Source organism: bacterium, from assembly GCA_035295165.1.
GTDB lineage: Bacteria > Sysuimicrobiota > Sysuimicrobiia > Sysuimicrobiales > Segetimicrobiaceae > JAJPIA01.
Genome location: DATGJN010000047.1, coordinates 67,978 through 78,661 on the forward strand (window position 1 = coordinate 67,978; position 10,684 = coordinate 78,661).

Annotated in this window: 11 protein-coding genes; all 11 read right to left on the reverse strand. The window is 65.8% G+C overall.

Annotated elements, in window-relative coordinates:
* Window positions 1-100: 100 nt before the first annotated feature.
* Window positions 101-625 carry a putative metallopeptidase gene (locus VKZ50_07050; protein ID HLJ59471.1) on the reverse strand — a complete coding sequence of 175 codons (525 nt, stop codon included), beginning with the start codon at window positions 623-625 and terminating at the stop codon, window positions 101-103.
* 15 nt (window positions 626-640) lie between these two features.
* A complete protein-coding gene (locus tag VKZ50_07055; GenBank protein HLJ59472.1) occupies window positions 641-1,135 on the reverse strand; it encodes a DinB family protein in 495 nt (164 codons plus the stop codon).
* A gap of 269 nt (window positions 1,136-1,404) precedes the next feature.
* Window positions 1,405-1,824, reverse strand: a complete 420-nt coding sequence (locus VKZ50_07060) for a DoxX family protein (protein HLJ59473.1) — start codon at window positions 1,822-1,824, stop codon at window positions 1,405-1,407.
* Entirely contained in the window at window positions 1,821-4,259 is a 2,439-nt protein-coding gene (gene gyrA, locus VKZ50_07065; GenBank protein ID HLJ59474.1) for a DNA gyrase subunit A, read from the reverse strand. The genes VKZ50_07060 and gyrA overlap by 4 nt, the downstream gene beginning before the upstream one ends.
* A gap of 91 nt (window positions 4,260-4,350) precedes the next feature.
* Window positions 4,351-6,270, reverse strand: coding sequence for a DNA topoisomerase (ATP-hydrolyzing) subunit B (gene gyrB / locus VKZ50_07070; GenBank protein HLJ59475.1), 1,920 nt, complete (start codon window positions 6,268-6,270; stop codon window positions 4,351-4,353).
* Window positions 6,271-6,410: 140 nt separating this feature from the next.
* Window positions 6,411-6,680: an extracellular matrix/biofilm biosynthesis regulator RemA family protein gene (locus tag VKZ50_07075; GenBank protein HLJ59476.1), complete on the reverse strand. Its 270-nt coding sequence runs from the start codon at window positions 6,678-6,680 to the stop codon at window positions 6,411-6,413.
* A 12-nt stretch (window positions 6,681-6,692) separates the two neighbouring features.
* Window positions 6,693-7,025: a DUF721 domain-containing protein gene (locus tag VKZ50_07080; protein ID HLJ59477.1), complete on the reverse strand. Its 333-nt coding sequence runs from the start codon at window positions 7,023-7,025 to the stop codon at window positions 6,693-6,695.
* Entirely contained in the window at window positions 7,012-8,184 is a 1,173-nt protein-coding gene (recF, locus tag VKZ50_07085; GenBank protein ID HLJ59478.1) for a DNA replication/repair protein RecF, read from the reverse strand. Before recF ends, VKZ50_07080 begins: the two co-directional genes overlap by 14 nt.
* On the reverse strand, window positions 8,093-8,317 hold the full coding sequence (locus VKZ50_07090; GenBank protein HLJ59479.1) for an RNA-binding S4 domain-containing protein: 225 nt from the start codon (window positions 8,315-8,317) through the stop codon (window positions 8,093-8,095). Before VKZ50_07090 ends, recF begins: the two co-directional genes overlap by 92 nt.
* A gap of 3 nt (window positions 8,318-8,320) precedes the next feature.
* On the reverse strand, window positions 8,321-9,430 hold the full coding sequence (dnaN, locus tag VKZ50_07095; protein HLJ59480.1) for a DNA polymerase III subunit beta: 1,110 nt from the start codon (window positions 9,428-9,430) through the stop codon (window positions 8,321-8,323).
* 196 nt (window positions 9,431-9,626) lie between these two features.
* Window positions 9,627-10,684, reverse strand: a 1,058-nt coding sequence (gene dnaA / locus VKZ50_07100; GenBank protein ID HLJ59481.1) for a chromosomal replication initiator protein DnaA, incomplete at its 5' end; no start/stop codon positions are given.

The window sequence follows — 10,684 nt, forward strand, 5'->3', positions numbered from 1 at the left end:
GAACGGTCCCGAAGCATGCGCGCACGAGCGCACGGGGCGGATGAAGCCATTACCCGGTGAGAGCGACTAGCGGCGGAGTGCGGTTCCCGGAACGCGTCCCTCAGCGGAGAGCCCGTTCCCGCCGGCCACGGGGCGACCTCCTGCGGTGCGCCGCCGCGGGCACGGGGCTCCCGGCGGTGTGCGCATCGACCGCGCGCTCGGTCCGCGCGGCGCGCTCCTCCGGCGCCACCGATCCGTCGGCCGGGCCGGCCACCGCGGTGAGATAGCGCTGATAGTAGCGCTCCACGCTGCGCCGCGTGATCTGAAACGTAGGCGTCCGGTGCGGCCGGATCGCGCCGCTGAACGTCCGCGGGATATGCAGGAGCTCATGGATCAGGATGCGGTCCTGCTCGGCTTCGGGCAGCCGGCCGAACTCCGGCTCGATAATCTCGACCACGTAGGCGGGCCCGATCCCGAGCACCTGTTGCCACAGCGCCGGCAGTCCCCAGATGCGCGCCCACGCTTCGGAGGTCGAGCCGTACCCGCGGACGCAGAAGATCCGGGCGGGGTCCACGTGTCCGAACCCGAGCGCGGCCACGATCCGGGCCAGGCGTCCGTGCGTCCTCGAGCAGAGTTCCCAGCGCATCTGACGCGCGCTCGGCTAACGTGCGGCCGCGCCGCCCGGCCGGGCGGTCAGCATCTTGCGGCCGAGGTTGCGGAGCAGCAGGATCTGGCCGCGATGGTAACCGAGGTGCTCGAGGTAGTGGAGGAGCGCCCACATCTTCGTCGGCCGGTCCTCGCCGGCGAACCGCGGGGACGGTGAGATCCGGGTCGCAAGGTCCTGCACGGTGGCACCGGCGAGCACGCGCCGCGTCACGGCGCGCGCGTCCTCGACCGCGCGGAGCACATTCTCCCGTCGCGGCGAGTCGTGAACGAACTCGGCGTCGCGGTTGCGATTCGCCGGCACGCCGCCGATCGCTTCTCCGACCCACCAGCGCTCGCTGCCGGCGAGGTGGCGCAGCAAAATCGCGATGGAGTTGAACTCCGAACCGGGGCACCACTGGAAGAGCTCGTCGTCCACCGGCTTCACCGCATCGAGCAGCGAGGACCACACCTCATCGAGATGCTCGGCGATGCCTTGTACGGCGCTGTCCATCGGATCGCCCCCCACGCGCGGCCTCAAGCCGCTGTACGCTGTGTGTCTTTTCGCCACCCGGAGCGCTTCCTCCCCTGCTCGGCCGGTTGCGGAGACGGGCGGACGAAACGGAGACGCGATCTCACGTCGCTGTGCGCATGACCGGATCGCCGGTCAGGCGCCGTGACCTCACGATGGGAGGTGTGATTCGCGAGAGGGGTCGGGAATCTCCAGGCACGCAGACGGTGACGGCACTCGTTGCAAACGCCGGGCCCCCGCCGACGCGGGATCTACGATCTCGACCCGAGCACGCCGAACCGGTGGTCCAGCGCGTACACGCCGGGACCGACGAGGATCAACATCAGCGCCACCACGATAATGAGCAGGTTGTACTCGTAGCCGCCGTTCTGGACCCAGAACCCGTGTCGGCCGGCGACCGCAGAGATCGCCACGACCATCGTGATGATGACGGAGAGCGCGCCGAGCGGGGTGAGGAACCCAAGCCCGATGAGCACGCCGCCGCCCAGCTCGCCGAGCCCGGCGAGCACCGCCCAGAACCGTCCGGGCCGGATGCCCGCCCCCTCGAAGTAGCGCGCGGTGCCGATAACGCCCCCGCCGCCGAACCATCCGAACAGCTTCTGGCTCCCGTGCAGGAAGAACGTGAACCCCAGCCAGACGCGGACGATCAGCAGGGCCACATCGATCGTCACGCGTCGCCGCCCTCGTCCCGCGCCACGATCGGCGCGATCGCCGACACCCGATCGCCCTCGTCGAGCCGCTTGAGGCGCACCCCCTGCGCGGCGCGGCCCTGCGTCGAGATCTCTTTGACGGACAGCCGGCTGATGATACCGCGGGCGGTGATGACGAGGACCTCGGTGTCTTCCCGGATCGCCCGGATCGCGACCACGGCACCGGTCTTCGCCGTGAGGCGGATGTTCTTGATCCCGGATCCGCCGCGCGACTGCAGCCGGTACTGGCCGAGCGGCGTGCGCTTGCCGAGCCCCAGCTCGGTGACGGTCAGGAGTTCCTCTCCGTCTCCGCTGCGCGCCATCCCCACCACCACGTCGTCGCTGCGGAGCCGCATGCCGATGACCCCGTGCGCCTGCCGGCCCATTTCACGCACGTTGGCCTCCTTGAAGCGGATCGCCTGACCGCGGCGAGACGCGAGGAAGATCTCCTGTTTCCCGTCCGTCAGGTGGACGCCGACCAGCTCGTCGCCCTTGTCGAGGGTGATCGCGACGATGCCACCCCGCTTCGCATTCAGGAACTCCATCAGCCCGGTGCGCTTCACGTACCCCCGGCTCGTCGCGAAGAACAGGTAGCCCGTGTCCTCGAACGACCGGATCGGGATGATCGCGTTCACGCGTTCGGCCTGCGCGAGATTCAAGAGGTTCACGAGGCTGATGCCCTTCGCCGTGCGCCCGGCTTCGGGCACATCGTACGCCTTGACGCGGTACACCTTGCCGCGGTTCGTGAAGAACAGGAGGAACGCGTGGTTCGTGGTCACCTGGACCAACTCCACGTAGTCCTCCTCTTTGGTCTCCATCCCCATGACGCCGCGGCCGCCGCGGCTCTGGCGCCGGTACGTGTCGAGCGGGAGCCGCTTAATGTAGCCGTTGTGCGTCAGGGTCACCACCACGTCCGCGTCGGGAATCAGGTCCTCCTCTTCCAGCTCCGCGTCCTTGCCGGTGATGCGGGTGCGCCGGGCGTCCCCGAAGCGCTGTTTGACGTCGGCCAGCTCCTCCCGCACGAGACCCATCACCTTGCGCTCGTCGCGCAGGATGTCCTCGTAGTGGGCGATCGCCTTGATGACCTCCTTGTACTCCTGGTCCAACTTCTCGCGCTCGAGTTGCGTGAGCCGCTGCAGCCGCAACTCGAGGATCGCGTCCGCCTGGATCTCGCTCAGCTTGAACTGTTTCATCAGGCCGGCCCGCGCCGCTGGCACGTCCTTGGCCTTGCGGATCAGCGCGATCACCTCGTCGAGGAACTTCACCGCGATCTTGAGCCCTTCCAGGATGTGCGCCCGTGCCTTCGCCTTCTTGAGCTCGAACTCCGTCCGGCGAATGACCACGACCTTCCGGTGGTCGAGGTAGTGCTGGAGCATTTGCCGCAGCGTCAGCACGCGCGGCACGCCGTCGACCAGGGCCAGCATGATCGCCCCGAACGTCGTCTGCATCTGGGTGTGCTTGAACAGTTGGTTTTGGACGATCTGGGGATTCACGTCACGGCGCAGCTCGATCACGATCCGCATGCCGCGCCGGTCGCTTTCGTCCCGGAGGTCGCTCACGCCGTTCAGCTTCTTGTCGCGCACGAGCTGCGCGATCCGCTCGATCAACGCGGCTTTGTTCACCATGTACGGCAGCTCGGTGACGATGATCGCCACCCGGCCGCCGCGGATCTCTTCGATGGTGGACTTGGCCCGCACGGTGATGCTGCCGCGACCCTCGGTGTACGCGGCGTGGATGCCGTCGCGGCCGAGGATCAGCCCGCCGGTCGGGAAGTCCGGACCCTTGACGATCTTGAGCAGCGCCTCCGCCTCGATCTTCGGGTCGTCGATCATCGCGGTGAGCGCGTCGGCGAGCTCGCCGAGGTTCTGCGGCGGGATGTTGGTCGCCATCCCGACCGCGATCCCCGTCGCGCCGTTCATCAGCAGATTGGGCACGCGGCTCGGCAGGACGACCGGCTCTTCGAGCGACTGGTCGAAGTTCGGCGCGAACGCGACGGTTTCTCGATCGATGTCGGCGAGCAGCTCGAGCGCCATCCGGGACAGCCGCGCCTCGGTGTAGCGCATCGCCCCGGGCGGATCACCGTCGACGCTGCCGAAGTTCCCCTGCCCGTCGATCAACGGGTAGCGGAAGCTGAAGTCCTGCGCCATCCGGACGAGCGCCTCGTACACCGGGGCATCCCCGTGGGGATGGTAGCGGCCCATGACGTCGCCGACGACGCGCGCGCACTTCTTGTACGCGCGGTCGGGCGCCAGCCCCATCTCGGACGCCCCGTAGAGGATCCGGCGTTGCACGGGCTTGAGGCCGTCGCGCACGTCCGGCAGCGCCCGGCTTACGATCACGGACATCGCGTAGTCGAGATACGACGTCCGCATCTCGTCGTAGATCGGTTGCGTGATGATCTTCTCGTCGGCTGCCATCGGTCTCCTCAGACTGAGCTACACGTCGGCGTCGGGGCCGGAGCGGAGAAGGCGGCCCGGACCCGCATCGCGCCGGGCGAACCGCCCGGCGTTAGATGTCGAGGTTCCGGACTTCCTTGGCGTACTTCTGGATGAACTGGCGCCTCGGCTCCACCTCGTCGCCCATGAGCGTCTTGAACAACTGATCCACGACATCCACACCGCCGTCCCCGTTCGCGCCGTTCGCGGTGAGCTCGACCTGCAGCAGCGTCCGGGTTTCCGGGTTCATCGTCGTTTCCCAGAGCTGCTCGGGGTTCATCTCGGCGAGCCCCTTGTATCGCTGGATCTCGAACGACAGGTTCTGCTTGCTCAGGTCGGCCGTGATCTCGTCGCGCGCGGCGTCGGTGTAGGCGTAGTGCGGCGTCTTCCCCGCCTTGATCAAGTACAGCGGCGGCTGCGCGATGTACACCTTGCCGCGCTCGATGAGCTGAGGCATGTAGCGGTACAGAAACGTCAGGAGCAGCGTGCGGATGTGGGCTCCGTCCACGTCGGCGTCCGCCATCAGAATGATCCGGTCGTATCGCCGCTTGTCGATGTCGAATTCCTTGTCGATCCCCGTGCCGATCGCCGTGATCAGCGCGCGGATCTCCTCGTGACCGAGCATCTTGTCCACGCGCGCCTTCTCGACGTTGAGGATCTTCCCCTGGATCGGCAGGATGGCCTGAAAATGCCGGTCCCGCCCGGTCTTCGCGCTCCCGCCCGCGGACTCGCCTTCGACCACGAAGATCTCGCACTTCGTCGGGTCCTTCTCCGCGCAGTCGGCGAGCTTGCCCGGCAGCGTGCTGATATCGAGCGCGTTCTTCCGGCGCACGAGGTCCCGCGCCTGGCGCGCCGCCTCCCGGGCGCGTGCGGCCTGTGCCGCCTTCGCGACGATCTTCTTGGCGTCGCTCGGGTGCGTCTCGAAGTATTCCGCCAGGCCCTCCCCGACGACTGACTCGACGAGACCCTTGACCTCTGGGTTCCCGAGCTTGGTCTTGGTCTGCCCCTCGAACTGCGGCTCGGGAAGCTTGATCGAGATCACCGCGGTCAGCCCCTCGCGCACGTCCTCGCCCTGGAGGCTCACGTCCTTGAGCAGCCCCTGGCGCCGGGCGTAGTCATTGATGCTGCGCGTCAGCGCCGAGCGGAACCCGACGAGGTGCGTACCGCCCTCGGTCGTGTTGATCGTGTTGACGTAGGTGAACACGTGCTCGAGGAACCCGGTGTTGTACTGCACGGCGGCGTCCACCTCGACCCCGTCCCGCACGCGGTGGATCGTGATTGCGTCGCCGACGCCGCCCTTGCTCTTGTTCTGGGACTTGACCAGCTCCGTGATGCCGCCCGTGTGCTTGAACTCGCGTGTCTCGCCGGACCGCTCGTCCGCAAGCGTGAGCACGATCCCGGCGTTGAGGTAGGCGAGTTCGTCGAGCCGCTCCGCGAGGATCGCCGCGTCGTAGACGGTCTCGACAAAGATCTCCTTGTCCGGCATGAACGTGACCTTGGTGCCCGGCCGCTCACTCTTGCCGGTGACCCGCAGCGCGCTCGCGCGCTTCCCGCGCTCGAATCGCTGTTCGTACCGCTTGCCGTCGCGCCGGACCTCGACCTCAAGCCACTCGGAGAGCGCGTTGACGACCGACACGCCCACGCCGTGCAGGCCCCCGGAGATCTTGTAGCCCCCGCCGCCGAATTTCCCGCCGGCGTGGAGCATCGTCATCACGACCTCGACGCCCGGCTTTCCCACCTTGGCGACGGTGTCGACGGGGATGCCGCGCCCGTCGTCGCGCACGGTCACGCTGTTGTCGCGGTGGATGATGACGTCGATTCTCTTCGCAAACCCAGCCAGCGCCTCGTCGACGCTGTTGTCCACGACCTCGAACACGAGGTGATGCAAACCGCGACTGCCGGTGCTCCCGACGTACATGCCAGGGCGCTTCCGCACCCCCTCGAGGCCTTCAAGGACCTGGATCTGTTGGGCGTCATACGTCGGCTGATCCATCGAGCGTCTACCCTCCGGTTGCTGCGGCGACCACCAAAGAGGGCATGGCCAGATGCCACGCCCCTGGGAATTCTATCTACTAAATCCTACCAGAAATTGTCGAAGCGGTCAATCGCTGGAACGCCCGTCCCACAAGGATTTCAGCCTTCTGCGCCGCCAAGGCCCCACTGTACATTCATAACTCTCCTGACCAGGGTCAACGAGGAAATCGCCGAAGCGTACACCCCATGCGTCGTCACAACAACCGATTTTCGATCCTCTGATTTGATTTCGACCACCATTCGGCCGCTGGCTCTTGCGGATGCCAGAAATCGATCGTTATCATCGTTTCCCTCGAGCATGCGGGCGTCGAAAATGCCGACGATCTCTTGGATCGGAACGACCACTTCGCCTCCGAGGTGGACATACACGAGGACCCCTCCCTACCGGCCGCCGCGGCCGTCCGACGTTCCGGCATCGCCGGATCGTCCAAGCGGTCGCATGACGATGTCGATCTCGGTAATCGCCTCGCCTCCGGCCCGTTGGTTCAGGGTCTGGACCAGCGCCCGGCGTTTGAGCCCGAGCTCGTAGTACACGGCCGGGAGGTCGGTCGCCACCACGAGCACACTGCCGCGGACGCCCACGGCCCTGGCATGCCGCGCACGGGCATCCCCAACGACCTCTGCCCACAAGTCTAGCACCGCGGCCTGCCTGGCGCGCCTCGGCCCCATCAACGCGGTGAGTGCGTCGCCCAACAGTTCCTTAAGCGCGTACACCGCGACCCTCCGCGAGCGCCCCGTCGCGCACCAGGAAGTGACGCAGCGGTGTCCCTGGCGAGTCGGGCAGACTCGTGTGCGTCATCAGCACCTGCGGGCCCGAGACTTCCCGAAGCAGCAGCGCCTGTCTGGACGGATCCAGATCTGCGAGCACGTCGTCCAGCAACACGACCGGCCACTCGTCGAGTTCGTCGCGCAGCAGTTCGATCTCCCCCAGCCGGAGGCTGAGCGCGGCCGTATGCTGCTGGCCGCGCGAGCCGAACATTCTGAGATCGACGCCGTTCACAGTCAGCCGCAGGTCGTCGCGATGCGGACCCACAAGGCTGGTGCGCCGTCGCCGCTCGTCAGTTCGCCGCGCCGCGAGCGCGCGCTCAAGCGCGCGCCGCTCATCCTCGGCGCCCCCCGCGCCGGTCGTATCCACATAGGTCACGTCCAACTGCTCGTCCCCGCCGGCGATGCGCGCGTGGCGCGCGTGCGCCCGCGCGGCCAGCACGGTGACAAACTCCCGACGCCGTTCCACGATCGTCGCGCCCAACTGGACGAGTTGATCGTCCCACGGCGCCAGCGCCGCGGGCACGGCATCCGCCTTCAACAACCGGTTCCGCTGGCGAACCACCCGCAGGTAACGCGCCAGATGGAAGTAGTACGACGGGCTCACCTGGCTCAGCGCCGCGTCCATCAGACGCCGGCGATGGCCAGGCACGCCCCGGATGACTTCGTCGTCCAGCGGGCCGGCTAGCACCACCGCCAGGCGCCCGAGGAGCTGGCCGCGCTGCGCTTGGACGCCGTTCACCTTGATGCGCTTCTCACCGGTCGCCCGGTCGAACGCGACCTCCAGCACGCTCGGCCGCACGCCGTCGACGACGGCGCGCACATAGGCGCGGTCCTGGCCGAATCGCACGAACTCCGCGTCCGCGCCGGCGCGCGGACTGCGGCCCACCGCCACGGTGTACACAGACTCGAGCAGATTACTCTTGCCCTGTGCGTTCGGTCCGCAGAAAACCGTGACGCCGTCTTCGAGCGCCACGTCCTGGGACGCGTAGTTCCGGAAATCTCTCAGGCGAAGCTCAACGAGGCGCAACCCTGTACTCCCGCCCGCCCGCCGCCACCAGGTCGCCAGGCCCGAGCTGGCGGCCGCGGCGCCGCTCGACGACCCCATTGACGGCCACCTGTCCCCGCTGCACGAGCACTTTGGCCGCGCCGCCGGTGCCGGCGATCCCCGCCCACTTCAAAAATTCGCCGAGCGTAATCCGCGGCGTCGAGATGGAAACCCGAACCGCCGCCTTGGCCACCGGCTAGCCGTACACCCGCACGGGCGCGAGCACGTACACGTAGTCGGCATGGTCCACAGGGCGGAGCGCCCCGGGGCTGAGCGGTCCCGTCAGCTCCAACGTCACCTCGGCGGCATCCATGTTCCCGAGCGCGTCCATGAGAAATTTCGCGTTGAAGGCGACCGGAATCGCCTCGCCCTCCACCTGGACCGGGATGTCCTCCTGGGCTTTCCCAACATCGGGTGTGTTGGAACTGATCGTCAGTGTGTCCCCGGAGGCATTCAGGCGAACGACGTTCGCGGAGTCTCTCGCGGTGATGCTCGCCCTTCGCACTCCACGGAGCAAACGCTCGGTCCCGATCTTGATTCGTTGCTTGAACTCTTTGGGAATCACCTGTTCGTAGTTCGGGAACTGGCCCGCGATTAGGCGCGACACGAATCGCAGCCCCGGCAACGAAAACACCAACTGGTTTTCTTGAGAAGCGATCGTGACCTCCCCCTCCGCCGACGCCAGCACACGCACCAACTCTGCCATGGTCTTGTTGGGCACGATTGCCGCGATCTTCCCTCGTGGCTCCCCGGAGATCTTCGCCCGGCGGAGTGCCAACCTGCCCCCGTCGGTCGCGACAAGTTGCCCGGAGCCGCCCTCAAGCACCATGTACACTCCGGTCAGAAATGGCCGCGTTTCATCAGACGATACGGCAAAGCTCGTCTGCCGAATCATGGTCCGGAGGAGCCCCCCGTCGATCTTAATCAGAACGTGACCGTCACCGGACGGCATTAGAGGAAAATCCGTACTAGGTAGGCCCACGAGCTCGAATTTCACAGCATCGCAGGTGATCAGGGCCTTGGCATCTCCCTCTTCTACGGCAATATCCACAGGAGATTCAGGTAAGTTTGAGACAATATCTGTGAATATTCTGGCAGGAAGAGTAACGGCGCCCTCCTCCTGAACCTTGGACTGAATATGAGACTCGATTCCGAGTTCTAGATCAGTCGCAGCTATCTTTACGACGTTTTTCGACGCTTCAATTAGTATATTCCCAAGGATGGGCATGCTCGCCCTCGGCGAGATGGCCCGACCTACAGTCTGCACGCTTCGAAGGAGTTGCTCTTGGGAGCACTGTAGGCGCATAACCCTCTCCTAGGGTAATTTTAAGTATAAATATTCGTCAGAACAGTAGTAGAACCTGTGGATACTGTGCATATCGCACCCGGAGCGATGCGACGTAAGGGTTTCCAGTTGTGGATAACCACTTGCTGAACTTCCCCGGGTTATGCACGGTATCCGCAGGTTCGGACGGATTGTAACGTTCGGGGTCTCTGACCATCTACTTGTCCCCTTTCAGTCCACGCTCGGTCCGGAAATTGTCCACAAGGCTCTTGATACCGGCGGCCAGGTGGGTATCGTGGATTAGGGCATGCTTTACCCGGTCGCATGCGTGCATCACGGTGGTATGGTCGCGTCCTCCGAATTCCTCGCCGATCCGTGGGAGGGACGCGTCGGTGAGTTCGCGAGACAAATACATCGCGACCTGGCGTGGGAACGCCACGCCCTTCGTCCGTCGCTTCGCCTTCATTTCCTCGATGCGGATGCCGAAGAACTCGGAGACGGCCCGCTGGATCGCGGGAATCGTCACTGGGCGGATCCTGGCCTGTGGGAGTAGCTCTTTGAGCACGTCGGCGGCGAGATCGATGGAGATCGGGACGCGCTGCATTTCAGCGTGGGCCCGCAGGCGACTGAGGGCCCCCTCAAGTTCACGGATGTTCGATGAAATCCGCTGAGCGATGTACTGGGTGACTTCGTCCGGGACGGTGATCGCGTCGAGTTCCGCCTTCTTGCGGAGGATCGCGATCCGGGTTTCGTAGTCGGGTGGCTGGATGTCGGCGATGAGGCCCCATTCGAACCGAGAGCGCAGCCGGTCCTCCAACGTCGGGATTTCGCGGGGCTGTCGGTCGCTGCTGATGATGAGCTGCCGGCTCGATTCGTGCAGCGTGTTGAAGGTGTGGAAGAACTCTTCCTGCGTCCGCTCCTTTCCGGCTAGGAACTGAATATCGTCGATGGCGAGCACGTCGACGTTGCGGTACCGGTGGCGGAATTCCACCATCTTGTCGTCGCGGATGGCGTTGATGAGATCGTTCGTGAAGCGCTCCGAAGAGACGTACATCACGCGCGCCGCCGGTGAGTGGCTCAATACGTAATGGCCGATGGCCTGGAGTAGGTGGGTTTTGCCCAGTCCGACTCCGCCGTAGATGAACAACGGATTGTAGGCGCGGGCCGGGGCCTCCGCGACCGCCTGCGCGGCCGCGTGGGCGAACCGGTTGCCGGCGCCGACGACGAAGGTGTCGAACGTGTATTTGCCGGTATGAGAACGCATGTCGCCCAAGG

What these genes read in the sequence shown, in the direction of transcription:
- VKZ50_07050 (HLJ59471.1), bottom strand. Translation starts at nt 625, where the DNA reads ATGCGCTGGGAACTCTGCTCGAGGACGCACGGACGCCTGGCCCGGATC.
- VKZ50_07055 (HLJ59472.1), bottom strand. Translation starts at nt 1,135, where the DNA reads ATGGACAGCGCCGTACAAGGCATCGCCGAGCATCTCGATGAGGTGTGG.
- gyrA (HLJ59474.1), bottom strand. Translation starts at nt 4,259, where the DNA reads ATGGCAGCCGACGAGAAGATCATCACGCAACCGATCTACGACGAGATG.
- gyrB (HLJ59475.1), bottom strand. Translation starts at nt 6,270, where the DNA reads ATGGATCAGCCGACGTATGACGCCCAACAGATCCAGGTCCTTGAAGGC.
- recF (HLJ59478.1), bottom strand. Translation starts at nt 8,184, where the DNA reads ATGGGGTCGTCGAGCGGCGCCGCGGCCGCCAGCTCGGGCCTGGCGACC.
- dnaN (HLJ59480.1), bottom strand. Translation starts at nt 9,430, where the DNA reads ATGCGCCTACAGTGCTCCCAAGAGCAACTCCTTCGAAGCGTGCAGACT.